The organism is Leifsonia sp. 466MF, assembly GCF_900100265.1.
Lineage (GTDB): Bacteria > Actinomycetota > Actinomycetes > Actinomycetales > Microbacteriaceae > Leifsonia.
Window position 1 is genome coordinate 3,090,788 of the sequence record NZ_LT629696.1, and the last position, 22,847, is coordinate 3,113,634.

22 protein-coding genes and 1 tRNA gene are annotated in these 22,847 nt (G+C 68.6%); 7 read left to right on the forward strand and 16 right to left on the reverse strand.

What is annotated here, in order from left to right; all coding sequences use genetic code 11:
* Nucleotides 1-2: 2 nt before the first annotated feature.
* On the forward strand, nucleotides 3-1,046 hold the full coding sequence (locus BLR91_RS14710) for a Gfo/Idh/MocA family protein (protein ID WP_089880866.1): 1,044 nt from the start codon (nucleotides 3-5) through the stop codon (nucleotides 1,044-1,046).
* Nucleotides 1,043-1,870, forward strand: coding sequence for a YqaJ viral recombinase family protein (locus tag BLR91_RS14715; protein WP_089880863.1), 828 nt, complete (start codon nucleotides 1,043-1,045; stop codon nucleotides 1,868-1,870). The genes BLR91_RS14710 and BLR91_RS14715 overlap by 4 nt, the downstream gene beginning before the upstream one ends.
* Here the strand turns inward: BLR91_RS14715 and BLR91_RS14720 are convergent.
* Complete coding sequence (locus tag BLR91_RS14720; RefSeq protein WP_089880859.1) at nucleotides 1,756-2,547, reverse strand: DUF998 domain-containing protein; 792 nt, start codon at nucleotides 2,545-2,547, stop codon at nucleotides 1,756-1,758. The two genes, BLR91_RS14715 and BLR91_RS14720, sit on opposite strands and share 115 nt — an antisense overlap.
* Before the next feature lie 193 nt (nucleotides 2,548-2,740).
* On the opposite strand from BLR91_RS14720, the gene BLR91_RS14725 reads away from it, so the two are divergent.
* A complete protein-coding gene (locus tag BLR91_RS14725) occupies nucleotides 2,741-3,709 on the forward strand; it encodes an NADP-dependent oxidoreductase (RefSeq protein ID WP_018189755.1) in 969 nt (322 codons plus the stop codon).
* A 1-nt stretch (nucleotide 3,710) separates the two neighbouring features.
* Here the strand turns inward: BLR91_RS14725 and BLR91_RS14730 are convergent, their stop codons facing one another.
* The 9 genes from BLR91_RS14730 to BLR91_RS14770 all read right to left on the reverse strand — a co-directional run bounded on the left by BLR91_RS14730 (nucleotide 3,711) and on the right by BLR91_RS14770 (nucleotide 11,355).
* Nucleotides 3,711-4,256 carry a GNAT family N-acetyltransferase gene (locus BLR91_RS14730; RefSeq protein ID WP_018189754.1) on the reverse strand — a complete coding sequence of 182 codons (546 nt, stop codon included), beginning with the start codon at nucleotides 4,254-4,256 and terminating at the stop codon, nucleotides 3,711-3,713.
* Nucleotides 4,257-4,362: 106 nt separating this feature from the next.
* Nucleotides 4,363-6,357, reverse strand: a complete 1,995-nt coding sequence (locus BLR91_RS14735) for a S53 family peptidase (RefSeq protein ID WP_231918936.1) — start codon at nucleotides 6,355-6,357, stop codon at nucleotides 4,363-4,365.
* Between the two features lie 239 nt (nucleotides 6,358-6,596).
* Nucleotides 6,597-7,286, reverse strand: a complete 690-nt coding sequence (gene rplA / locus BLR91_RS14740) for a 50S ribosomal protein L1 (RefSeq protein ID WP_018189752.1) — start codon at nucleotides 7,284-7,286, stop codon at nucleotides 6,597-6,599.
* Between the two features lie 73 nt (nucleotides 7,287-7,359).
* Nucleotides 7,360-7,791, reverse strand: coding sequence for a 50S ribosomal protein L11 (rplK, locus tag BLR91_RS14745; protein WP_018189751.1), 432 nt, complete (start codon nucleotides 7,789-7,791; stop codon nucleotides 7,360-7,362).
* Nucleotides 7,792-7,910: 119 nt separating this feature from the next.
* Nucleotides 7,911-8,834: a transcription termination/antitermination protein NusG gene (nusG, locus tag BLR91_RS14750; protein ID WP_089880853.1), complete on the reverse strand. Its 924-nt coding sequence runs from the start codon at nucleotides 8,832-8,834 to the stop codon at nucleotides 7,911-7,913.
* A 53-nt stretch (nucleotides 8,835-8,887) separates the two neighbouring features.
* Nucleotides 8,888-9,160 carry a preprotein translocase subunit SecE gene (gene secE / locus BLR91_RS14755; RefSeq protein ID WP_018189749.1) on the reverse strand — a complete coding sequence of 91 codons (273 nt, stop codon included), beginning with the start codon at nucleotides 9,158-9,160 and terminating at the stop codon, nucleotides 8,888-8,890.
* A 42-nt stretch (nucleotides 9,161-9,202) separates the two neighbouring features.
* Nucleotides 9,203-9,275, reverse strand: a tRNA-Trp gene (locus BLR91_RS14760).
* Nucleotides 9,276-9,475: 200 nt separating this feature from the next.
* Nucleotides 9,476-10,150 carry a LuxR C-terminal-related transcriptional regulator gene (locus BLR91_RS14765; RefSeq protein WP_018189748.1) on the reverse strand — a complete coding sequence of 225 codons (675 nt, stop codon included), beginning with the start codon at nucleotides 10,148-10,150 and terminating at the stop codon, nucleotides 9,476-9,478.
* On the reverse strand, nucleotides 10,147-11,355 hold the full coding sequence (locus tag BLR91_RS14770) for a sensor histidine kinase (protein ID WP_089880849.1): 1,209 nt from the start codon (nucleotides 11,353-11,355) through the stop codon (nucleotides 10,147-10,149). Before BLR91_RS14770 ends, BLR91_RS14765 begins: the two co-directional genes overlap by 4 nt.
* A gap of 114 nt (nucleotides 11,356-11,469) precedes the next feature.
* Here BLR91_RS14770 and BLR91_RS14775 point away from each other — a divergent pair, with 114 nt between their 5' ends.
* The 3 genes from BLR91_RS14775 to BLR91_RS14785 all read left to right on the forward strand — a co-directional run bounded on the left by BLR91_RS14775 (nucleotide 11,470) and on the right by BLR91_RS14785 (nucleotide 15,367).
* Nucleotides 11,470-12,756 (forward strand): PspC domain-containing protein, encoded by a 1,287-nt coding sequence (locus tag BLR91_RS14775; protein ID WP_089880846.1) that lies wholly within the window; start codon nucleotides 11,470-11,472, stop codon nucleotides 12,754-12,756.
* Nucleotides 12,757-12,803: 47 nt separating this feature from the next.
* Nucleotides 12,804-13,184 carry a hypothetical protein gene (locus BLR91_RS14780; protein WP_089880843.1) on the forward strand — a complete coding sequence of 127 codons (381 nt, stop codon included), beginning with the start codon at nucleotides 12,804-12,806 and terminating at the stop codon, nucleotides 13,182-13,184.
* A gap of 92 nt (nucleotides 13,185-13,276) precedes the next feature.
* Complete coding sequence (locus tag BLR91_RS14785) at nucleotides 13,277-15,367, forward strand: RecQ family ATP-dependent DNA helicase (RefSeq protein WP_089880840.1); 2,091 nt, start codon at nucleotides 13,277-13,279, stop codon at nucleotides 15,365-15,367.
* A gap of 83 nt (nucleotides 15,368-15,450) precedes the next feature.
* On the opposite strand, the gene BLR91_RS14790 is transcribed toward BLR91_RS14785, so the two are convergent.
* The 6 genes from BLR91_RS14790 to BLR91_RS20050 form a co-directional block, all read right to left on the reverse strand.
* Complete coding sequence (locus BLR91_RS14790) at nucleotides 15,451-16,269, reverse strand: hypothetical protein (protein WP_089880836.1); 819 nt, start codon at nucleotides 16,267-16,269, stop codon at nucleotides 15,451-15,453.
* Between the two features lie 144 nt (nucleotides 16,270-16,413).
* Nucleotides 16,414-17,502 (reverse strand): choloylglycine hydrolase, encoded by a 1,089-nt coding sequence (bsh, locus tag BLR91_RS14795; protein ID WP_269457360.1) that lies wholly within the window; start codon nucleotides 17,500-17,502, stop codon nucleotides 16,414-16,416.
* 68 nt (nucleotides 17,503-17,570) lie between these two features.
* Nucleotides 17,571-18,710, reverse strand: a complete 1,140-nt coding sequence (locus tag BLR91_RS14800; protein ID WP_018189742.1) for a UDP-N-acetylmuramate dehydrogenase — start codon at nucleotides 18,708-18,710, stop codon at nucleotides 17,571-17,573.
* Nucleotides 18,707-19,132, reverse strand: coding sequence for a MaoC family dehydratase (locus BLR91_RS14805; RefSeq protein WP_089880829.1), 426 nt, complete (start codon nucleotides 19,130-19,132; stop codon nucleotides 18,707-18,709). The genes BLR91_RS14800 and BLR91_RS14805 overlap by 4 nt, the downstream gene beginning before the upstream one ends.
* A complete protein-coding gene (locus tag BLR91_RS14810; protein WP_026307047.1) occupies nucleotides 19,132-19,578 on the reverse strand; it encodes a MaoC family dehydratase N-terminal domain-containing protein in 447 nt (148 codons plus the stop codon). Before BLR91_RS14810 ends, BLR91_RS14805 begins: the two co-directional genes overlap by 1 nt.
* Nucleotides 19,579-20,421: 843 nt before the next feature.
* Nucleotides 20,422-20,793, reverse strand: a complete 372-nt coding sequence (locus BLR91_RS20050) for a hypothetical protein (protein ID WP_157694625.1) — start codon at nucleotides 20,791-20,793, stop codon at nucleotides 20,422-20,424.
* A 1,520-nt stretch (nucleotides 20,794-22,313) separates the two neighbouring features.
* Here BLR91_RS20050 and BLR91_RS14825 point away from each other — a divergent pair.
* Complete coding sequence (locus BLR91_RS14825; protein ID WP_018189738.1) at nucleotides 22,314-22,739, forward strand: hypothetical protein; 426 nt, start codon at nucleotides 22,314-22,316, stop codon at nucleotides 22,737-22,739.
* Nucleotides 22,740-22,847 lie beyond the last annotated feature (108 nt).

The following is a 22,847-nucleotide window of genomic DNA, read 5'->3' on the forward strand; positions in this document are numbered from 1 at the left end:
CCATGACCGACGTATGGTCCACGCTCCCCCAGCCGCGGCATCCCGACCCCGCCGACGCCCCGCCGCTGCGGTGGGGCGTGCTCGGTCCCGGCGTGATCGCCGCCGACTTCACCGACGCACTCCATCGGCACACCCGTCAGCGGGTGGTGGCGGCGGGGTCGCGCTCGGCGGAGCGGGCGCAGGCGTTCGCCGACGCGCACGGGGTGGAGCGCGCGTACGGCTCCTACGAGCAGCTCGTCGGCGACCCGGAGGTCGACGTCGTGTACGTCGCGACCCCGCACAGCGAACACCTCGAGCACTCCCTGCTCGCGATCGCGGCGGGCAAGAACGTCCTCATCGAGAAACCGATGGCGGTCACCGCCGACCAGGCCAGGCGGATCGTCACGGCCGCACGCGAGGCGGGCGTCTTCGCGATGGAGGCGATGTGGACGCGCTACCTGCCGCAGACGGACATCGTGCGTCAGCTGCTGGAAGACGGGGCGCTCGGAGACATCCGTGTCGTCACGGCGGACTTCGGAGGTCGGGCGCCGTTCGATCCGTCGAGTCGGCTGTGGAATCCCGACCTCGCGGGCGGAGCGCTGCTCGACCTCGGTGTCTACACGGTGTCGTGGGCCTCGTTCGCGCTCGGCGCGCCCGCCGGGATCATCGCGGCCGGGACCCTCGCCGAGACGGGCGTGGACGAGCAGGCAGCACTGGTGCTGTCGTCCGCGAGCGGCGGGCAGGCTCTCCTGAGCACCACCCTGCTGGCGGGAACGCCCTCGCTCGCGACGATCAGCGGGAGCGCGGGCCGCGTCGAGACGGACAGCCCGTTCTGGGGGCCGAGCGGCCTGCGCGTGTTCCGCGGTGACGGGACACTCGCCGCGCACTGGCGCGACCCGTACGGCCGGCCGCACCGCGACGGGATGTCCTACGAGGCCGCGGCCCTCGCCCGTTTCGTCGCCGAGGGGCGGACGGAATCTCCGCTCCACCCGCTCGCGGAGGCGGTCGACACGCTGGCGACGATCGACGAAGCACGCAGGCAACTCGGGGCGACGCGCGTGGAGTGACGGCGAGCGTCGGCGCGACGCGGCACAATGGAGAGGTGCTCGACTCCGCTCCGTACCGCACCGCCGACCTCTACCGGCCGGGCGTCCTCGCGGATCTGAGCCCGGCGCGGCCCGCTCCCGTCCCGGTGGTGCCGGCCGTTCCCGGTCAGACCGGGCACCTGGCACGTGTGGTGGCGCGGTCGAGCGACCGCGTGAGCTGGCTGCGGGCGCGCAGCCGCGGCATCACCGCCACCGACGTCGCGAAGCTGTCGAGCCCGCGCTCTATCCGCGCGGCCGCCTACGACAAGCTGCACGGCACAGGGTTCAGCGGCAACGTCTTCACGCAGCACGGCCGCTCGCGCGAACCGGAGATCGCCGCGTGGGTGGCGGCGACGCACGGCATCGAGCCGTCCGATCTGCTCTTCCACGCCGAGCGCGACCGTCGGCATCTGGCGACTCCCGACGGCTTGGTCGCCCGCTCTGGCGGCAAGCTCGAACTCGCTGAGATCAAGACGACGAACAAGCCGTTCCGCAGCATCCCCCGCCCGTATCTCCGTCAGATCTGGTGGCAGCAGTACGTGCTCGGCGCCGAGCGCACCCTCTTCGTCTGGGAGCAGCACGACGGCTTCGTCCCGCTCCGCGACGAGCCGGAGTGCCGTTGGGTCGACCGTGATGATGCCGAGATCGCGAAGCTGGTCGCGCTGGCGGCGGATCTGATCGAACTGCTGCGTCAGGCGACGTCGGCCGGAGCACCGGCGACGGTGTCGGTCACCGAAGCCGGCGCCGCCTCGGGCCCGGCCGCATCCACGACTCCGACCGGGATGCGGGTCAGCGCCACCGCGTAGACGGCGATCCACCCGACGGCGACCGTCGTCCCGATCAGTTCGAGCCACGCGCCGACATCGGCGCCGACGCGGACGATGGCGAGCAGCCCTCCGATAATCGTGATCACGGCGACCGCCCCGCAGCTCAGCCGCGACAGGCGGGACAGGCGCGGGAGCTTCCGGCTGAAGCCCACCTGCAGCATGGCGAAGCACGCCGCCGCGAAGCCGATGACGGCGGACACCGTGTGCACCAGATCCTGCACGGTCGACTTCGGGTCGACGATCGGCACCGGGCAGTACGCCGTGCAGGTGACCTGCGACGCGAGGACGAAGCACACTGCGGCGAATCCGAGCGTCACCGCAGGAGCCCAGCGGTCGAGCATTCGTGCGGACGAGCGGATGTGGCCGCTCGCGACGGCGATCGCGAAGCCGCCGCCCGCGATGAGGAGCAGTGCGACGGCGAAGGCGCCGGACGTCGCCGCGCCCTTCGCGCCGAGCTCGCTCACGTACACCGGGTACGGCACGGTCAGCCGTGCGGCCCAGATGATGACGAGGCCGCCGAGGACGCAGAGGGTGCCGATGCCGAGCAGGATGGGGACGGCGCGCTGCCACCCGCGCGCAAGGACCGGGACGGCGAAGGGCTCGCGAGCGATCCGCAGCAGTTGTCGCACCTGTCGCTCCTCGGGTCTGGCCGTCATGGTCCGCTCCCGCAGGCGTCGTACGCCCCGGGTCGCAGCATCCTAACCGGCGCGACGCTGGGAAACGGCCTGGGGGTATCCGAAACAGACTGTTCACATCTGGTGACCCGACCGTAACACCGGTGAAGCACGCGCAGGATTGACTGAGGGGACGCCGCGCCGACGCAGCGGCAGACCGACGAGGGGATGACGAATGCCGAAGACCATGCGGGCCGCACTTCTGGACGCCGCGGGAGCCCCGGAGGCACTCCGCATCGGGGAGACCGCCTATCCGGATCGTGTGAACGCCGAGTTCCTGGTCAAGGTGGTCGCCTCGAGCGTGAACCCGATCGACGCGAAGACGCGGGCCGGACGCGGGATCTACGACGCCATCCACTCGTTCCCCGCCGTGCTCGGCCACGACTTCAGTGGCGTCGTCGTGGAGTCCCCCTACAGCGCGCATCCCATCCGCCCGGGCGACGAGGTGTTCGGCATGGTCATGGTGCCGCGGCTCGGCGGCAGCTTCGCCGAGTACATCTCCGTGCCGTCGCTGAGCGTCGTGCGCAAGCCGGCGACCCTGAGCCACATCGAAGCGGCCGGCGCACCCCTGGCCGCTCTGACCGCGTGGGGTCTGGTCGTCGAGGTCGCCAAGGCGCACGAGGGACAGCGGATGCTCATCCACGCGGGCAGCGGAGGCGTGGGTCATTTCGCCGTGCAGTTCGCCTCGTATTTCGGCGCGCACGTCATCGCCACCGCCTCCGGGTCGAACGCGTCGTGGATGCGCTCCCTCGGTGCGGCCGAAGTGATCGACTACACGACCACGCGCTTCGAGGACGTGGTGCACGACGCCGACGTGGTGATCGACCTGGTCGGCAATGTGCACGACGACACCGGCACCCGCTCCCTCTCCGTTCTGCGCCCCGGCGGCCTCATCGTCAACGTGCCGACCGGGAGCTGGCCCACCTTCGCGGAGGACGCCGCCGCCGCCGGAGTGCGCGGCACCGACTACAAGGTCGCGCCGGACGGCAGCACGCTCGCGGTCATCGCCCGCCTGCTGGAGTCGGGGAACGTGCGCGTGCACGTCGACCAGATCTTCGCCCTCGAGCAGATCGCCGAGGCACACCGAGCCGTCGAGAGCGGCCACACGCGCGGCAAGGTCGTGCTGAAGGTCGCGGAGGGCTGACCTAGCCGACCGGGGTGAGCGGCCTCTCCATCACCCAGTCGTCCTCGTACCGGTCGCCGACCAGGAACCGCTTCGCACCGACGCGCTCGAAGCCGTGCTTGCCGTAGAAGCGCTGGGCGCGGGCGTTCTCCTCGTTGACGCCCAGCCACATCCCCTCGGCTCCCGCTTCGCCGCCGGCCCGCAGGCTCTCGGCCATGAGCCGGCCCGCGACGCCCTCGCCGTGGTGGCCGGGGAGGACGTAGCACTTGCTCAGCTCGGCGGTGGGGTGGATGCGCAGGGAGCCGCGCACATCGGCGTCGGCCGGTTCGCCCAGGTTGATCATCGTGTAGCCGACGGCGTTGCCCTCGTCATCCTCCGCGATGAGCAGGCGGCGTGATGCGTCGGCGAGGTACTCGACGAACCGCTCCTCCGAGAGCACGGTCCGGATGAACGCCGCCTTCGCCTCCTCGGTCGTGTGCGGCGGGCAGGCGAGCGGGAAGGTCGCGGCGGCGACCGCGGCGAGGGCGGCGGCATCTCCGGCGACGGCGGGGCGGATGGTGACGGTCACTCCGTCAGCCTAGCCAGCAGTCGGGCCGGTTTCACACAGCGGACCGGCCGCCTCCGATCGGGAGACGGCCGGTCCGTGGTGCGGTGCGGCCGGAGCCGCAGGGTCGCTAGTGCCGCCCCTGCGCCACCCAGCTGAGCAGGTCGAAGGAGACACCGCCGAGGCCGGTCACCGGGTCGTAGCCCTTGGCCGTCTTCAGCGAGGTGTCCTGATCCATCGATACCAGGTAGGTGTTGCCGCTGATCGCACTCGTGTAGACGAGCGCCTGCGTCGGGTTCTGCGGCAGCACGTCGCGGAACGCGTTCGGCAGGATGCGCTTCACTCCGTACAGCGTCGGGTTCGCGAACCCGATGGTGGACCGCGTCGCCTGCTGCACGATCGCGATCTGCGCCGCGACGATCGGCGAGGCCAGCGACGTTCCGCCGTAGGTCTCGTTGACGTAGTCGCCGGTCTCCAGCGTCGTGTCGTCGATGATCGGACGGATGCCGATCAGGAACCCGGTGTACGGGTCGGCAAGGGCCGCAACGTCCGGCGAGACGCGCTTGCCGTTCGCGAGTGCCGCCGGCACGATCCCGCGCTGGTAGTCCGGCTGCGCGAACACCGCGCTCGTGCCGCCGCCGGCGCCGCCGACGAACCGGGTGCCCGGGAGGGGCTGAGCGTAGCTGAGCGTGCCGTCGGTGTTCTTGACGATCTGGTCGAACTGGTCGCCCCAGCCCGTCTCCCACGCGATCTTGCCGTTCTTGTCGATTCCGGTGCTGGTTCCACCGACCGAGGTCACCCACGGGGAGGACGCCGGGAAGTCCGGCGACGGGTAGCCGAGGTTCGCGACCTCGTCGCCGTTGTCACCGCTCGAGAAGTACAGGCCGATGCCCTCGCCCGCCGCCTGGAGCTGCAGGTTGACCTCGCCCTGGATCACGTCGGCCGGAACGGCCTCGCCCACGTTGCCGTAGCTGTTGCTGACGATGTTCGCGAGCTTGTTGTCGAGGATCTTCGACATGGCCACATCGAGGCCGCCGCCGCAGTTGAAGCCGCCGACGTAGAGGATGCGGGCTCCCGGTGCGATGGCGTGCACGGACTCGACGTCGAGCGTCTGCTCGCCCTGCCATCCACTCGGGTACTGGCACAGCTCCTGGTCGACGAACTCGCTCGGGCTCGGCACCAGCTGCTGGTAGCTGCTGTTGGTCAGGCCGGGCTCGCCGTTCTGCTGCGAGTAGCTGTTGACGTCCTTGACGATCGTCGGGCTGGCGTACGCGTCGATGATCGCGACCGTCTGGCCGGAGCCGTTGATGCCGCGCTTGCCCAGGTCGTTCAGGCCGTACGCGCTGCGCAGCTGCTGCGGCGTGTAGCCGCAGTTGTAGGTGCTGTACTGCGTGTTGCCGTTGTACGCGGGCGGGACCGTCACCGTGTGCTCACCGTAGTAGTGCGAGCACGGCGTCTGGATCACCGGCGCTGCGGCCGCCTTGCGCGCGACCTGCGGTGCGCCGGACGGACCGAGGTCGCCCTGCTTGATCGAGTCGGGACGCGTCAGCGTGCGCGACTGCTCGATGCTCACACCCGAAACCTTGCCGCCGATCGAGGTCGGAAGCGACGGCGCCGAAGCCGGGGCCACGAGCTGGCGACCCGCGTAGTTGAACGCGTGGAGCGACGTGCCGAAGATCGAGCCGAGCTGGTCCGGAGTGCCACGGAAGACGACGTACTGGCGGCTGGCGGGAACAGCCGAGATGGTGAGGCCCGCCGCCTTCAGGAAGCTGACCACGGCGTCGGAGTCCGCCTGGCTCGGCGCGAAGCGATCGATCCACTGCTTCGGGCTGAGAGCCTTGCGGTATCCGCGATCGAGGGGGTTCGAGACGGCTTTGGCGAGAGCCTCCGCGCCCGCCTGATCGCGGAGCGGAAGGTAGATCTCACCCTCCACCGTCTCGTCGGCCGGTGCGGCGCCGGCGTCGTTCGCCGCGGTCGCCCAGGAGGGGACGGAACCGGCGTAGGTCACCCGGTCGGCTGCGTTCGCCGCCGATGCCCCCGCCAACGACAAAGCCACCACGGCAGACGTGGTGGCAATGATTCCGAGCGCCCTCTTGTGGAGGGATCCCGTGGTGCGATGTGCCATGAATGTCATCCTTAGCTCGGACGGACTCGACTTCGAGCCGCCGCGCACGGCGCGCGACAGGAGCGACACTAGACCTCATCGTTCTACCACCGCAACGAGGGGTAGACAGTTCTGTCGTGATCGTTGCTGTAGGTGAAGCATCCTCACCCGGGAACCGCATCCCCTCGCCCGGGAAACGACGAAGGGGCCGGGACCGGCAAGCGGCCCCGACCCCGTCGGAGTGTGTTCGCGGAACGACCTCAGATGGCGTTGACGTCCAGCGGGATGCCCGGGCCGAACGTGGTCGACACGGCGCCCTTCTGGATGTAACGGCCCTTCGCGGCGGACGGCTTGAGACGCACGACCTCTTCGAGAGCGGTCGTGATGTTGTCGTTCAGCTGCTCGGCGGTGAAGCCCGCCTTGCCCACGACGAAGTGCACGTTGGCGTGCTTGTCGACGCGGAACTCGATCTTTCCGCCCTTGATGTCGGAGACGGCCTTCGCCACGTCCGGCGTGACCGTTCCGGTCTTCGGGTTCGGCATGAGGCCACGCGGGCCGAGCACCTTACCGAGGCGACCGACCTGGCCCATGAGCTCCGGGGTGGAGACGGCCGCGTCGAAGTCGGTGTAGCCGCCGGCCACCTTCTCGATCAGCTCCGCGCCGCCGACCTCGTCCGCACCGGCGGCGATGGCCGCCTCGGCGGCCGGGCCGGTCGCGAACACGATGACGCGGGCGGTCTTGCCCGTACCGTGAGGAAGAATGACGGTACCGCGGACCATCTGGTCCGCCTTGCGCGGGTCGACGCCCAGCTTCAGCGCGACCTCGACGGTCGAGTTGAACTTGGCGGAGCCGGTCTCCTTCGCCAGGGCGACGGCCTCAGCGGGGGTGTAGAACTTTCCGGCCTCGATCTTCTCGGCCGCGGCCCGGTAGGCCTTGGACTTCTGTGCCATGTGATTTCTCCTTACGAGAATGTGGTGCGAGCCTGGCCGGCTCTTCCACGAGATGTCTTGAGTGGGTTGGGGCTTACGCCTCGACCGTGATGCCCATCGAGCGGGCGGTGCCTGCGATGATCTTCGACGCCGCGTCGATGTCGTTGGCGTTGAGGTCGACCATCTTCTGCTCGGCGATCTGGCGCACCTGCTCCTGGGTCAGCTTGCCGACCTTGTTGGTGTGCGGGACGCCCGAGCCCTTGGCGACGCCGGCCGCCTTCTTGATGAGCTCTGCCGCCGGCGGGGTCTTCAGGACGAACGTGAACGAACGGTCCTCGTAGACGGTGATCTCGACGGGGATGACGTTGCCGCGCTGCGACTCGGTCGCCGCGTTGTACGCCTTGCAGAACTCCATGATGTTCACGCCGTGCTGACCGAGCGCCGGGCCGATAGGCGGGGCGGGGTTGGCGGCGCCGGCGTTGATCTGAAGCTTGATCAGACCGGTGACCTTCTTCTTCGGTGCCATGTCTCTTCCTTCTTTGTGTATTCGAGCGAGCCGGACCGCGGTCCGCATCGCTCTCCCGGTTTCTCGGCCCTTCCGAGACCCGGTGTTCTGAAAAACAGTGGGGAGGCTCTGAATGTTCCCTAGAGCTTCGTGACCTGGTCGAAGCTGAGCTCGACCGGGGTCTCGCGCTCGAACAGGGAGACGAGGACGGTGAGCTTGCCGCTCTCCGGCTTGATCTCGCTGATGGAGCCGGGGAGGCCCGCGAACGAGCCCTCCTTGATGGTGATGGTCTCGCCGATCTCGAAGTCGACCTCGGCGGGGATGACGCGCGCGGCGGCCTTCTGGCCCTTCGCGGCGCCCTTGGCCGGGGCGGCCTCGACCTGCACGAGGCTCTTCAGCATCGAGAAGGCCTCTTCGAAGCGCAGCGGCGTCGGGTTGTGAGCGTTGCCGACGAACCCGGTGACGCCCGGCGTGTGCCGGACGACCGACCAGCTGTCCTCGTTCAGGTCCATGCGCACCAGCACGTAGCCGGGGATGCGCACGCGGTTGACCATCTTGCGCTGGCCGTTCTTGATCTCGACCACGTCCTCCATGGGGACCTGCACCTCGTAGATGTAGTCCTCCATGTTCATCGAGACCATGCGGTTCTCGATGTTGGACTTCACGCGACGCTCGAAGCCGGCGTACGAGTGGATGACGTACCACTTGCCGAGCTTGGAGCGGAGCTCCGCGCGGAACTCCTCGTACGGGTCGACGGAGGTCTCATCCTCCTCGTCCTCGACGGCCTCGAGAGCCGCCTCGGCCTCGTCCTCGCTGTCGACCTCGAGCGCCTCGTCGACGGCGCGGTCGGCCTCGGGGTCCACCGCCTCCGCCATGGCATCGAGCACGGCGTCGAGGTCGATCTCGGTGCCGTCGTCGGCGACGACGTGCAGCGCCTCGTGCTCGGCGGAGTCGGACGCCTCGTCCTCGCTGGCGAGAACGTTGCCGGTCTGCGCCTCGTCGTCCTCGGAGGACTGCTCCGCAGCGGGCGCCCAGTCCACGTCGTCGCGATTCGTCTCAGACACTGAATTCATTCCATTTCTTGTCGGGAAGGCCGGTGCGGCCCGATCGACGTCGTCTACTTCGGGTTTCCGAAGACCCAGACGACACCCATGCCGAACACCCAGTCAAGGAGTGACACGAGAGCCATCATGATCACCACGAACACGAGCACGACGCCGGTGTAGCTGAAGAGCTCCTTGCGGGTCGGCGTGACGACCTTCTTCAGCTCGCCGATGACCTGCCGGATGAACAGGGCGATCCGCGCGAAGGGGTTGCGCCGTGCGGCGCGATCCTTCTTCGCGTTGGCGACGATCTCCTCGCTCGGCTCGTCGATTACCTTTCGGGCCACCTCGTTACACCTTTCGTGGATCGGCACCAGAGTGCCGACTTGCAGGGCGGACAGGAATCGAACCTGCAACCTGCGGTTTTGGAGACCGCTGCTCTGCCAATTGAGCTACCGCCCTAGGGAACCGAATCGCCGACTTCCTGCGCTGGCTGTTCCAGGCTAACCGATCGAACATCCGAACGTGCTGCGGATGCCCGGCCGGAGCGGGGCAGTACTGCCGTCGCTACACCAGAAAAAGGGCGCAAAAAAGCTTGGCAGATTCAACCACCGCGTCAAGTGTACGGGACGCGACAGGTCGGCCGCAAAGCGGTCACCGGACTACAGGAGTTTGCGCTCAAGAGCCCACGCGGTGAGCTCGTGCCGGGAGGAGAGCTGAAGCTTCCGCAGCACCGCGGAGACGTGCGTCTCGACCGTCTTGATCGAGATGAACAGCTCGGCCGCGACCTCTTTGTAGGCGTATCCGCGGGCGATCAACCGCATCACCTCGCGCTCCCGCGCGGACAGCCGGTCCAGCTCGTCGGTCGACTCCGCCTGCTCGCCGGAGGCCGCGCCGAAGGCGTCGAGCACGAAGCCGGCGAGGCGGGGCGAGAAGACCGCGTCGCCGCCGGCCACCGCGACGACCGCGTCGCTGACCTGGCCGCCCGAGCTGCCCTTCGTGAGGTAGCCGCGGGCTCCGGCGCGGATGACGCCCACCACATCCTCGGCCGCATCCGACACGCTGAGCGCCAGGAAGCGCGTGGACGGGGTCTCGGCCGCCGTCCTGCGAACGACCTCCGCTCCGCCGCCGCCTGCGCCACCGGGCAGGTGCACGTCGAGCAGCACGACGTCGGGCCGGGTCTCCAGGACCACGGCGACCGCCGCATCCACATCGGCGGCCTCTCCGACGACGTGCAGGCGGTCGTCGAGGTCTGCGCGGAGCCCGGAACGGAAGATGGAGTGGTCGTCCACGATCACCACGGTGACGGGCCGGCCGGTGGCGGTGCTCTCGGTCATGCGGCCTCGTTCGCGATATCGATGGTCAGCTGGATCTCGGTGCCGGTCTCGCGCGCCGTCACGGTCGCCTGACCGCCGGCACGGCGCATACGGCCGATGATCGATTCTCTGACACCGAGACGCCCTTCGGGAAGCGCCCCGAGGTCGAAGCCCGGTCCGCGGTCGCGGATGAACACATCCACTCGTCCGGACGCGTGCTCGACGTAGACGGAGACGGCGCCTCCCGCGTGACGCGCGGCGTTCAGCATCGCCTCGCGTGCGGCCGCCCCCAGCTCGGAGGGCGCGTTCCTCACCGGCTCGCCGACGGAGACGACGTCGAAGGTGACGGGATGCTCCACCTCCAGGGCGGCCGCGACCTCCCGGAGTTCGGCGGCGAGGTCCCGCTCCTCCGCTCCCGAGGCCGCCGCACCCTCGGTGAACAGCCACTCGCGCAGCTCGCGCTCCTGGGCGCGGGCGATGCGCCCGACCTCGCTCGACGCTCCTGCACGGTTCTGGATGAGAGCGAGCGTCTGCAGCACGGAGTCGTGCAGGTGCGCCGCCATCTCCGCCCGCTGCTCCTCCTTGATGCGCGCAGTCCGCTCGGTGATCAGTTCCCGCCACAGCCGCAGCCCCCACGGAGCCACCAGCACCGCCGCGCCGGCGAAGGTGGCGATCAGGATGCCGAGCCACAGCACCCCCGAGCCGGAGACGTTCTGCGTGAGGGCGATCGCCAGCGCGACCAGCACGAGGAAGGCGCCGCAGACGATGCGGAAGGCCGCGGGAGAGAGAGGTGCGAAGGCGACCGGCTCCTCGTCCGCCAGCTGCTCCCAGGCGACGGCGAGCACCAGCAGGGCGGCGCAGGCGACCAGCGCCCCGAAACCGGGGCCGAGTGCCCCGCCCGCAGCGAGGACCACGGCCGTGATCCCCGCCGCCGCACCGGCGCCGGCGAGCAGCCAGGGCAGGTTCACCCGGCGGCGCACGCCGTCCGCGGGGTCGAGGCCCGACGGGGTGCGCAACGGCGTGAATGCCCACAGCCAGAGGTACAGCAGGAGCCCGGCGCCGCCCAGGAACGTGGCGCCCACGAACGCCCAGCGCACGGCCGCAACCGGCCAGCCGAGGTGGTCGGCGAGCGCGACGCTCACCCCGCTCACGGCGCACGTGCGCGGCCGGGCCAGCGGGGGCCGCGGCAGGCCGGCGCGCGAACCGGCGGGCGCTGTGGACGACATAGTCAGATCCAAGCAGACCCCGAGGGGACCCGCACCCGATGGCCGCCCTAATCAGGGTCCGCTCAGGGGTTCACCCGATACCCGGGCGAGAAGCCCGACGCCAGGATGGGGAACATGTCACAGAACGACTCGACTCCCCCGGTGGGGACGCCCGCGAACCCCTACGGCGGTCCGCAGACCGGATTCTCCGGCCGCGGAACACGCTTCTTCGATTGGATGCGCGGCCTCGGCATCGTCCGGGCCGACGGCTGGCTCGGCGGAGTGAGCGCCGGGGTGGCGTACCGCCTGGGCATCGACCCTCTCATCGTGCGCGGCATCATCGTGGTGGCCGGCATCCTCGGCGCACCGGTGCTGCTGCTGTACGCGGCGGCGTGGGCCCTCCTGCCGGACCGCGAAGGCCGCATCCACCTCCAGCAGTTCTTCGAGGGCGACTTCCAGCCGCCGATCGTCGCGATCGGCGTCATGGCGCTGCTCTCGCTGCTGCCGTGGACGAGCGGCGTCTGGTGGGCTGACGGGCCGTTCTGGAACGTTCCGGCCTGGAGCGATGTGATCGGCCGCGTCATCTGGACGCTGGTGGTCATCGGCGCGGTGGTCGCGCTCATCGTCATCGCCGTGCGGAACTCGGACGCCCGGGCGGCGACGCGGGCGACCCCGCCGACGCCGGCGGCGGGGTCGAGTGGGTTCGGGACGACGGCCACGGCCGGTGCCGACACGACGGCGAGCACTTTCACGGCGGACGCGGGCTCCGCGGCCTCGACGGACGCGGCGACAGACGCGGGCACCGCTTCCGCCGGAACCCCGTCCTCGACCGTACCGGCGGCGAGCGCCGCATCCATCCCGACCCCGCAGCTGGACACCGCCGTCGAGCCGACGGCGCCGCCTGCACCGCGCCTGGGCGCGTCCGCCGACGAGGTCGCCGACTGGCAGCAGCGCCAGGCGCAGTGGCGGGCGGAGCACGCGGCGTGGAAGCAGCGGCTGGCCGCGGACATGCGCGCAGTCAAGGCGCAGCGGTCGGCCGAGCTCCGGACGCAGGTCGCCACCGCGACGGCCGAGGCGGCTGCGCGCCGGGAGGCCTACGGGGCGGCGAACCCGCGCGTCGGCGCCGCGGTCGGCTGGCTGACCGTCGGACTGGCTCTCGTCGCCGGATCGCTGGTGGCCATCGTGTGGCCTCAACTGGCCGACGTCACTCGCTTCACGACGGCCGCCGGACTCGCCGCCGCCACGCTCGTCGTCGGCGTCGTCGTGCTCATCGCCGGGCTGGCGCGGCGTCGCAGCGGATTCCTCACCTTCCTCGGGATCCTGCTGGCCGTGCTCACGACGGCCGCACTGCTCCTCGCGGGTGACAACGTCGCCGGCATCCACCTGACGAGCGTCGGGCTGCCCGCGCTCCTCCAGCACTGATCCAGCGCCGACCCGTGCTGGCCGAGAATCGACCGAGAGAGACGACCATGACCGACCAGAAGCCGCAGAACGCATCTCAGGAGGCCTCGACCTCCGAGACGGCGCCCCTCACGGGAGCACCGTTCACCGCGCCGACGCCGCCTCCCCCCAGCCCTGTGTACACGGCGCCGCTCACACCGACCGGCGAAGCACCGGTGCGCTGGGGCGGCGTGGTCTGGGGACTCCTTCTGACGCTCTTCGCCGCTGCCACCCTCTACGTGCTGGCGTCATGGGAACGCGTCCGCGACGTCGCCGACTGGCTCGCGTCGCTCACGCCGGGTTCGGCCTGGGCGCTCGGAGCCGCCGTCATCGGCCTCGTCATCGTCGTCTCCGCCCTGCTCGGCGGCATCCGAGCCTCCCAGCGCAGGCGCGTGCGCGCGCGGATCTGACCCGTTCCGTCCACAGAACGGCTTCGACGCCCGTTCTCCACCGATGTCCTCGGCGGGGAGCGGGCGTCAGGCGTCCCTGACACGATGGCTCCATGACCACTGCAACAGATGCCCTCTCCAGCCTCCGGGCCCTCGTCGGGCGACCGGAGGCCGAGTTCCATGACGGGCAGTTCGAGGCCATCATCGCTCTGGTCGACGATCATCGACGGGCCCTGGTCGTGCAGCGCACGGGATGGGGCAAGTCCGCGGTGTACTTCGTGGCGACCATGTTGCTGCGAGCCCGGGGCGCAGGGCCGACCATCCTGGTCTCGCCTCTGCTGGCGCTCATGCGCGACCAGGTGGCGGCAGCCGAGCGGGCGGGTGTGCGCGCCGTGACCATCAACTCGTCCAATCGGCACGAGTGGGACGATGTGGCGGCCCGTCTCCGGGAGGACTCGGTCGACGTGCTCCTCGTCTCGCCGGAGCGGCTGAACAACCCGGACTTCCGCGACACGCAGCTGCCGGCCCTGGTCGAGCGCAGCGGACTGCTGGTGGTGGATGAAGCCCACTGCATCTCGGACTGGGGACACGACTTCCGGCCCGACTATCGCCGGCTCCGCGACCTGATCGGGCAGCTTCCCGACGGCGTGCCCGTGCTCGCGACCACGGCGACGGCCAACGAGCGCGTCGTGGCCGACGTGGTGGAGCAGCTCGGTGTCGGCCGCGAAGCCGAGGTCCTGACGATCCGCGGGCCACTCGCCCGGCGATCGCTGCGATTGGGAGTCCTCCCGCTGCCCGACGCCACCGCCCGGCTCGCCTGGCTCGCCGGTCACCTCGGCGACCTGCCCGGCAGCGGCATCGTGTACACCCTGACGGTGTCGGCCGCAGAGGACACCGCGCGGGTGCTCCGCCGCGCCGGCCACGAAGCGCACGCGTACACCGGGCAGACGGACACCGCCGAGCGGGAAGACCTGGAGGGCCGGCTCAAGCGCAACGAGGTCAAGGTGCTCGTGGCGACGAGTGCTCTCGGGATGGGCTTCGACAAGCCGGACCTCGGCTTCGTCGTCCACCTGGGGGCGCCGTCGTCTCCCGTCGCCTACTACCAGCAGGTGGGTCGCGCCGGCCGGGCGACCGAGAACGCCGATGTGCTGTTGCTCCCCGGCCCGGAGGACCGCGCCATCTGGCAGTACTTCGCGACCGCTTCCATGCCGTCGCGCGAGAAGGCCGCCGCTGTGCTCGAGGCGCTCGGGTCGGAGCCCCTGTCGACGCGCGTGCTGGAGAGCCGCGTCGACCTCCGGGCGTCCACGCTGGAACTGCTGCTGAAGGTGCTGGATGTCGACGGCGCCGTGAGGCGGGTGAGCGGCGGCTGGGTCTCGACCGGCGCACCCTGGGAGTACGACGAAGAGCGGTACGCCCGCATCGCTGCCGCCCGCGAGGCGGAGCAGCAATCGATGCTCGACTACGAGTCCACGTCCGGGTGCCGGATGGAGTTCCTGCAGCGCGCGCTCGACGACCCGGATGCCGGCCCCTGCGGCCGCTGCGACAACTGCGCGGGCGTCTGGTACCCGACGGAGGTGGACGGCAGTGCGGCCGGCGAGGTCGGCACCATCCTCGACAGGGTCGGTGTCGAGCTCGAGCCGCGCAAGCTGTGGCCGACGGGCGCTGATCGCCTCGGGGTTGCGGTGAAGGGCAAGATCGGGGTGGACCAGCAGCTCCGGCCCGGTAGGGCGCTCGCCCGGTTGACAGACCTCGGCTGGGGCGGTCGCCTGCGTGAGCTGCTGGCCGACGACGCGGCCGACCAGCCGGTGCCGCCCGCTGTCCTCGACGCGTGCGTGCGGGTACTCGCCGACTGGGACTGGGATGCGCGCCCGGGAGCCGTCGTCGCGATGCCCTCACGCCGGCGACCGGAGCTCATCGAGACCCTCGCTCGCGGGCTCGCGGGTATCGGCCGCCTTCCGTTCGCCGGGACGCTCGACTGGCGCGGTGGACCGCCGACCGGAGCACCCGGCGGCAACAGCGCTTTCCGGCTGGCGTCCGTGTGGAACCGGTTCTCGGCCGACGGGCTCGATCTGCCGCCCGGCGTCCCCGTCCTCCTCGTGGACGACCTCGTCGACAGTCGCTGGACGATCACGGTCGCCGGTCAAGAGCTCCTGCGTGCGGGAGCAGGGGCAGTTCTCCCGTTCGCGACCGCAGTGCGTAGCTGAGCTCCGTCATGTCGCACTCCGTGCAGGTAGGAGCGCGGCTGAGGGAGGCGAGCGCCGAACCGGTGCTCGCCTCCCTCAGCCGGTCACATGAAGTCGCCGCCGCCGCCGAAGTCGCCGCCCCCGAAGTCGCCGCCACCGAAGCCTCCCCAGTCGCCGCCACCGCCCCAGTCGCCACCGCCACCGAAGTCGCCGCCGCCGGAGGCGTCGCCGCCCCCGTCCCAGCCGGCCGCGTCGACCGAGCCGGCGTCACCGGTGCCCCCGTCGCCGCCCTGGTCGCCGCCGTTCTGGTCGCCGCCCTGGTCGGTCCCGTCCTGGTTGTCGCCGTTCTGGTTGTCGCCGTTCTGGTCGCCTGCGCCGCCGTCGGCCTGGTCGGCGCCGGGCGCCGGAAGGAACGCGCTGACTAGGGCGGAGCCGATCACGTAACCGGCCACGCTTCCGAGCAGGGAGCTGGCGAACATGCTGCCGAAGCCCGCTCCCCCGAAACCGGGACGGCCGGCGCCGCCGGCGCCACCGCCGCCGAGGGCACGCTCGAGGGTGCCCGGCTGACGGAGCTCGGAGCGGGTCGCCGCCTGAGCGAGCGATCGGGGGTCGTCGCCGCGCGGCTGCTCCCCTGCGGGAGCGTTCTCGCTGAGCTGCTGGAACAGCAGGCGCCGCTGGTCGGGCGTCAGCTTTGCGAACGCCTCCTCGTGCACCTGCTCGATCGTCTCGGGCGGGGCGGTGCGGAGCAGGTACCGGTAGCGCTCGACCGCGATCTCATCCTCACTGCGGCCCTGCGGCTGGGCGGGAGCTTGTCCCGGCGCTTGGCCCTGGCCTCCGCCGTACGGCTGGTTGGCGGTGTTCTGCGTCTGCGTGCCGTTCGGGCGCGGTTCCTCGCGTCCGAGCAGGCGGTCCAGGAATCCCATGTCGTCCCCTCCGGTCCTTCCCGGCGCGAACGCGCCGTGTGGAGTTCAGCCTACGGAGCGCGGCGTGAGAAAATTCTCAGAGTTGGATGGGTGTCAGCACAGCGCCGAATGTGAGAGACCTCGGCGTCGGGGCACGTCCTCGGACTAGTTCTGCATTCTGACCTGCTGACCTTTCACCAGCGGGAAGTCGACCAGCGCGTATCCTTCGAGATCCTCCTTGTGCATGTCGACACCCGTGATCTGGCTGTTCTCGTACGTGGTGTAGTAGTACACGCCGCCATCGGTGTTGCAGCAGGACGAATAGATCGTGATTTCGTATTTGTCGTCGTCTCCGACATGGACACACCCGCGCTGTTGCGCAACCGATCCCAGGATGTGGAAGAACTGGCTGATGGACTCCGACTCCGATTCGCCGGCCACGGAGTTCATCCGAGTGAACACCGCCTTCGCGAAGCGAGATGCCGAAGACAGGTCGCCTGGCAGACCGATCGCACCCATTCCACGGCTGTAGATGTCGAAGGAGATGTCCTTCGAGAAGTGGTTCTTCGGAGGATAAGTCGACAGATTCATGTAGTCGTTCAGACCGAAAGCCTGAATCTCGAAAGTCGGATTGTTGGTGAGGACGCCGAACGGGTTGTCATACACCCGGAGGCCCTCCTTCACACTCTCCACCGTGATCGACCGGTTTTTATCGCCGATGATCCAGTGCAACGGCGACAGCGGAAATGCTTCACTGAACGCGATGTCGACGAGGTTGACGTCGCTCAACGCTGCCTCAACCTGGTCCACCGTCTCGAACTGTCCAAGCACCCACGGGATGAACTCGAAAGGTGTGACGTTCGTCTTGACTGGAACTTCTGGTTTGTAGTCAGCGTTGCCAGGGAAATTGAGGCCGGCCATACCGAGGCCTTTCTCGTTCGCTGCGTCGTAATACAGCGGGTAACCGTCCGAAATCGTGGCGATGCCGATGATGGCGTGATGAGGTGTAAGAGTTCCGATGTTGCGGAACTCGAACGGGAAATTTCTCGGGGTGACGGTGACGGTCTCGTTATAGGAGTACTCGAGGTCGAGGTTTCGCCCGAAGTAATGGTCTTTGGTCGTATAGCTCAGTCCAGTGCACATCGTATCTGCCCTTTTTGTCGGTCGGGTGTCTTCGTCGCGCTCTCCTCGGGGCCGGTCTACCAGTAACAGACACCGGGCACCAGGACCGTCAGAGCCGTCGATCACATCCACGGCCACACGATCGATGCGGGATCGTTCCGCCGCAAACCTCGCTTGAATGGATGGTCGGCGAGAACCCGTCAGAGGCTGAGGCCGACCATGACGGGTTCCGGCTGCAGCACCACACCGAACTCGGATTGCACCCTCGACTGGATGAATGACGCCAGCTGGGCGACGTCGGCCGCCGTCGCGCCACCGCGATTGATGATCGCGAGCGTGTGCTTGGACGAGATGGCAGCGCCCGAGCCGGGCAGGGCGAACCCGCGGCGGATGCCCGCGTTCTCGATCAACCACGCGGCACTGAGCTTCACGGTGTACTCGGCTGTCGCGAGAGGCGGAACGTCGAGCGGATGCACGCCGCCGAGCGGGATGTCCATCACCGTGTCGGCCTCCAGCGGCGCCTGCGGCCAGCGGGGGGCGTTGGCGGGAAGGGTACGGGCGAAGCCCTCTGACACGATCGGGTTGGTGAAGAACGAGCCGGAGCTGACCGAGTCGGGGTCGGCCGGGTCGAGCACCATGCCCTTCGACGACCGCAGGGCGAGCACCGCGCGACGCAGTTCGGCTACGGGCACCCGGGAACCGAGAGGCACGCCCAGGGCGTCCGCGAGCTGGGCATACGCCACCGGCGCGCTCAGCGGCGCACCGATCGCGCCGGGCACTGCGCCGTCTGCGAGCTCCAGGTCGACCGAGAGCACGACGCCGATGCGTCCGCGCTTGAGCACCGAGGTGCGGTATCCCAGGCCCAGCTCCTGTCGAGTGAGGTACACGATCTCGTCCGAGGCATCGTCGAGGAATTCCACCCCGACCAGCGCGGACTCGAGCTCCTGGCCGTACGCACCGATGTTCTGCACGGGCGCGGCGCCTGTTGAGCCAGGGATGCCGCTCAGCGCCTCGATCCCGGACCAGCCGTTGCGCACGGTGAGGGCGACGAGCTCGTCCCACGGCTCGCCGGCCTGCACGCGGAGCCGGATCCGGCCCTCGGGCGCGGCCAGACGCTCGACACCACGGCTGCGGATGTGGATGACGGTCCCATCGAAGCCGTCGTCGCTCGCCACCGTGTTCGAGCCACCGCCGAGCAGCAGCCAGTCCTCGGCAGTGTCGCGCGCTTCCCGCACCGCGTCCACCACGCCGTCGCGGTCGTTGGCGACGACGAGCCGGTGCGGCACGCCGCCGACGCGGATGGTGGTGAGCTCGGCGAGTGCCGGCGTCGAGTCGGTCATGCCAGCCGGACGCGGACCTGCGCCTTGCCGAGCACGGTCTCGCCGCCGAACGTCGTGGTCAGGTCGATGCGCGCGATTCGCGCTTCCGCATCCAGCTGGCCGATCTTGGCGGTCACGGTCACCGTGGCGCCCTCCGTCGGGTCGACAACCACCGGGCGGGTGAACCGGACCTGGTAGTCCGCCACCAGGGCAGGGTCACCGGCCCAGTCGACCACAGGCTGCACGGAGAGGCCCATGGTGAGCATCCCGTGCGCGATGACGCCGGGCAGGCCCACCGAGGTCGCGATGTCGTCGCGGTAGTGGATGGGGTTGAAATCGCCGGAGGCTCCCGCGTATCGAACGAGCGAGTCACGGGTCAGTTCGACCGTGCGCTCGGCGACCACGTCGCCGACGGTCAGGCTGTCGAAGTCGGGGGTGGCCATTACTCGTCTCCTCGCACGACCAGGGTGGATGTCGCGGTCACCACGTGCGCGCCGTCGGCGTCGACGATGGTCGACTCGGCTGTCACCATCGAGTGCGCGCCGAGCGACTTCACGGAGGTCACCCGGAGGGTCGCGGTCAGTTCGTCGCCCGCGAACACCGGGCGCGAGAACGAGAAGCGCTGGTCGCCGTGGACCACACGGCTGAAGTCGATCCCCGCGTCGGGCTCGGAGAGCAGCTGCGCGAGCGTCGCCTCCTGAACCACCACCGGGAACGTCGGCGGGGCCACGAGGTCGCGGTGTCCCTGCGCGCGCGCCGCGTCGACATCGAAACAGACCGGCGAGGTCGCGAAGACCGCACGAGCGAACTCGCGCACTTTCTCTCGCCCGACGAGGTACGGCCGGGTGGGCGGGAACTCACGTCCCTGCAGCTCTGGGTTCACTGGCACCCGACGATTCTACTGGCGCGTTCCTCGCCGGGTCCCTGGCACCCGCGAACGACAGAAGACCCCGGAGGCGGTGGGGCCTCCGGGGTCTTCGTGCTCGGTGCTAGCGCCTTACTGGCAGCTGTCGCACTGCAGCAGGTCCATGGGGTCGACGGGAACCGAGTAGCCGCCAACGCTGTCGTTTTCGTAGTCCATGATGGCCTCCCCTAGAAGTCTTGGTGATCCGCGTTCCCGCGGTGTTCACCCACTATATAACCCGAATGACACGATTGTCATTCCACTACATGTTGTGTTTTGGGGATTTTTTCTCGCTGCCCCCAGAGTAGGGGCGACCACCGACATTTTCAGTTCGCATCGACCCGGACGCCTAACGCGCCATTGACTACATTTCTCGCGCATGACCTGCTGGAAAACGCTGCTCGCATGCTGGTTGGCACCACTTCGACGCCGATGGGATTGCCTGGTGCCCACATTTGCCTAGGCGTGAGAGTCCTCGGCGTGTCGGCGTGTCGGCCTTTCGGCGCGGTCAATCGGGACGGCGGGCTGTTCTGTCTCCCGGTCGCCAGCCTCGACTACTCGGCACAACGCCCAGAGAAGTCGTCAGACAGGTGGCGCGGTCGCTCAGAGGCGCCCGGTTGGGGCGGACCAAATCGAACCTGGCGTCCCACGAGCGCGGACACTCGAACGGGTTGCTTCGCCGATTCCAGCCGAGCATGCGCGTAAATATCAAACGGGTCGGAGAACTCCTGATAGCACTCGCCTGACGGATCATTCGGAGCTGCGGGGTTATTGGCACAGTATTCGCGGCCATTCTCCCGTTGCGGCGTGAACGCGGACGAGAGCTGGTCAGCGGCCCACGTAAGCTTCGACGGCTGCCCGATACTTGTCGTCATCCAATACGTAGGGGGCCGGGGTTTGAAGGTGATTCGCGAACTCGCCCATCAGGACTGACGGGCGCGCTCTGGGTCTCAATCTCCTCAACTGGCGATCATGCAACAATCGCTTTCCCGCGCGGGTGACGCGGAACCGCCCTTCGTCACCTGCTTCGATCAGCTTGGATCCAAGGAGAATCGCGATTGATTGCTCAAGCTGAACCCGACTCGGGACACCTGCGTTGAGCATGTCCCAGTCGGCAATCACCTGACGCAATACTCGCCAGCGCCCACGACCAGCTGCTAGAAGAAGAATCTCGGGATGCGCCGGTGATTCGCTACTCACCGCAGCGCACTGGCTCCCTTGCCAGCTCTCTGTTTCTGGTTGGCATGCTCGTCCACCATTCTTTTTGGTCGCTGCCAGTCGGGCTGTTCGCCTCGCACAACGACAACCTCCGCGCTGTCGATCCGTCAGCTCGCCGACGGCGAGCCGTTCGGAGTGAGTCCCGAGGCCGCCTCAAGGCCGCTAGCCGAGGTAGTCCGGCGTCGTGCGTCCACGATGCGGGACAGCGACGGCACGCTGTCGATTCGGGCCCAAGGATCTCCATCCCTGGTGTTCTCGCTGGAGTGAGCCAACATCAGCGGTCGGATCGATACTCAGGGCTACCAAGAATAGTCCTCAAGAAGTAGTCGCATGCTGCTTCTTCACTGTCGAAGTGTCTTTCGCCCGTTCGCTGGCCGCGCTCGGAGTAGTACACGTTCCAAGACCAACGCGCGTCCTCAAGAACCAACCGTTCGGACGGGCCGCCTCCATCGAGAGAGTACGAATCAGCTCGGATCCCTTCCGCCACGAGCCGTTGGCTTAGCTCAACTCGATTCATCGGCTAACCACCTTCAAGCAAGCGTCATCGCAATCAACCGTTCTCTAAATGGAAGCGTAGTCATCTGCTGGCGCGCTCCTCCGAACGAAGCCCCCCGATTGGATGAGTCGACGAGGCTCTCCTCAGGTTGCTGCTTCGTCAGATAGAACTCCGACTCCAGCTCCACCACCCAAAGCAAGAGCCCCTGGGTCCTGCCGTATGGAAGTGGTCAGTTGTGCTGCTTCGACAAGTGGGAGTGTCTCGATGTAGGTCAGCTCGTCGGTGTGCCGAGGGCGTCGCGCAGCCGACGGCCGATGCCCTGCTTGGGCCGGGAACCCAGCAGGTGTTCCTTATAGTCGGAAGGGATGCGCCTCCGTCGTCGTGAGTTACGGATCGATTGTCGCCCGCGGCCAAATGGCCGCTAAAAGCTCGGACCGGTCCTCGGAAATTAAAAGGGCTAGCGGATCGGTGGCATCTTCAACCGATACAAGCCGAACTGTCGCCCGTCCTCGCAGCGCTTCGAGCCAGGCGTCTATCTGGCGAGCAAGGACAGTGTCAGCCGACAAACGACGCCGACGGCGCTCGTAGATATCGATCAGTCGGTGGCTGTCGACCGATGGGCAACGGTACGCCGGCAACTCCAGACTTCTTAGTTCGGCCGCCAGGCGCGGAGCGACACGCAAGTCGGAGCGTTCAGCACGCGAAATCAGTTCCTGTCGATCCAGTAGATCTTGTGGTGTCATGGCAGGACACGCGCTCCCGTTACAGTTCCTCTCAGCAACACTTCATACTCCTCGAATGCGTCCGACGATTCAAGAACACATCAACGAGTCCCGCGCATCGTCGGGATCGTTCGTCACGGCTCGGCTGAGGTATCAACAGCGCCGCAGCGGTCTGAGAAGCCTTCGTGGCTCAGAGATCACCCCGCGCCCCGACACGGCGGCGCGCGACGGCGCGCGGCCCAGCGAGTAACACGCAGGAAATCAACCGCAACTACCCTTGCGCCATGTCCTCGCCGAAACCGAGCGCACCGCGAGAGTGGGGGCGGTTCGCCGACGGCTCCGTCGAGCAGCGGATGCTCCTCGCACTGGGCGCTCACTTCGGGGTCCCCCTGCGGCCCCGGTCGCTCTCCCTCGCCCACGGCGCGCGGGTGGAGGTCGAGGGCATGGATCACGACGGAACGATCGTCGTGCAGCTGGTGGCGAATCAGGGTGCCTACAAGCCGTCGTACCGGAACAAGGTGATGGCCGACATGTTCAAGCTCCTCTGGTTGCGCGCGGCCGTGCCCGGGGTCACGCGTGCCGCCGTTGTCGTGAGCGCCCGCACGACCCAGGCTCTCAACGGCTGGGTCGCCGTGGCCGCGGCCGAGCTGGGTGTCGAGGTGTACGTCTTCGACGGGGACGGCGTCGCCCCGCTGGCCGGCCAGAGTTAACATCCGCGCAATCTCCGGAGGCCGATTCACGAAACATTGGCTCGGTAGCGTTGTGGAACAACAAGCGGACTCCGCGTGGCAGACATCAACCTCGCTACGCACGCTCTC

Bases quoted from the DNA above. Each gene is read 5' to 3' on its own strand.
- BLR91_RS14775 (WP_089880846.1), top strand. From the start codon at position 11,470: ATGTCACAGAACGACTCGACTCCCCCGGTGGGGACGCCCGCGAACCCC.
- BLR91_RS14720 (WP_089880859.1), bottom strand. From the start codon at position 2,547: ATGACGGCCAGACCCGAGGAGCGACAGGTGCGACAACTGCTGCGGATC.
- BLR91_RS14780 (WP_089880843.1), top strand. From the start codon at position 12,804: ATGACCGACCAGAAGCCGCAGAACGCATCTCAGGAGGCCTCGACCTCC.
- BLR91_RS14825 (WP_018189738.1), top strand. From the start codon at position 22,314: ATGTCCTCGCCGAAACCGAGCGCACCGCGAGAGTGGGGGCGGTTCGCC.
- BLR91_RS14710 (WP_089880866.1), top strand. From the start codon at position 3: ATGACCGACGTATGGTCCACGCTCCCCCAGCCGCGGCATCCCGACCCC.
- rplK (WP_018189751.1), bottom strand. From the start codon at position 7,791: ATGGCACCGAAGAAGAAGGTCACCGGTCTGATCAAGCTTCAGATCAAC.
- rplA (WP_018189752.1), bottom strand. From the start codon at position 7,286: ATGGCACAGAAGTCCAAGGCCTACCGGGCCGCGGCCGAGAAGATCGAG.
- BLR91_RS14785 (WP_089880840.1), top strand. From the start codon at position 13,277: ATGACCACTGCAACAGATGCCCTCTCCAGCCTCCGGGCCCTCGTCGGG.
- BLR91_RS14765 (WP_018189748.1), bottom strand. From the start codon at position 10,150: ATGACCGAGAGCACCGCCACCGGCCGGCCCGTCACCGTGGTGATCGTG.
- BLR91_RS14735 (WP_231918936.1), bottom strand. From the start codon at position 6,357: ATGGCACATCGCACCACGGGATCCCTCCACAAGAGGGCGCTCGGAATC.
- BLR91_RS14805 (WP_089880829.1), bottom strand. From the start codon at position 19,132: ATGGCCACCCCCGACTTCGACAGCCTGACCGTCGGCGACGTGGTCGCC.
- BLR91_RS14725 (WP_018189755.1), top strand. From the start codon at position 2,741: ATGCCGAAGACCATGCGGGCCGCACTTCTGGACGCCGCGGGAGCCCCG.
- BLR91_RS14790 (WP_089880836.1), bottom strand. From the start codon at position 16,269: ATGGGATTCCTGGACCGCCTGCTCGGACGCGAGGAACCGCGCCCGAAC.
- BLR91_RS14800 (WP_018189742.1), bottom strand. From the start codon at position 18,710: ATGACCGACTCGACGCCGGCACTCGCCGAGCTCACCACCATCCGCGTC.
- BLR91_RS14770 (WP_089880849.1), bottom strand. From the start codon at position 11,355: ATGTCGTCCACAGCGCCCGCCGGTTCGCGCGCCGGCCTGCCGCGGCCC.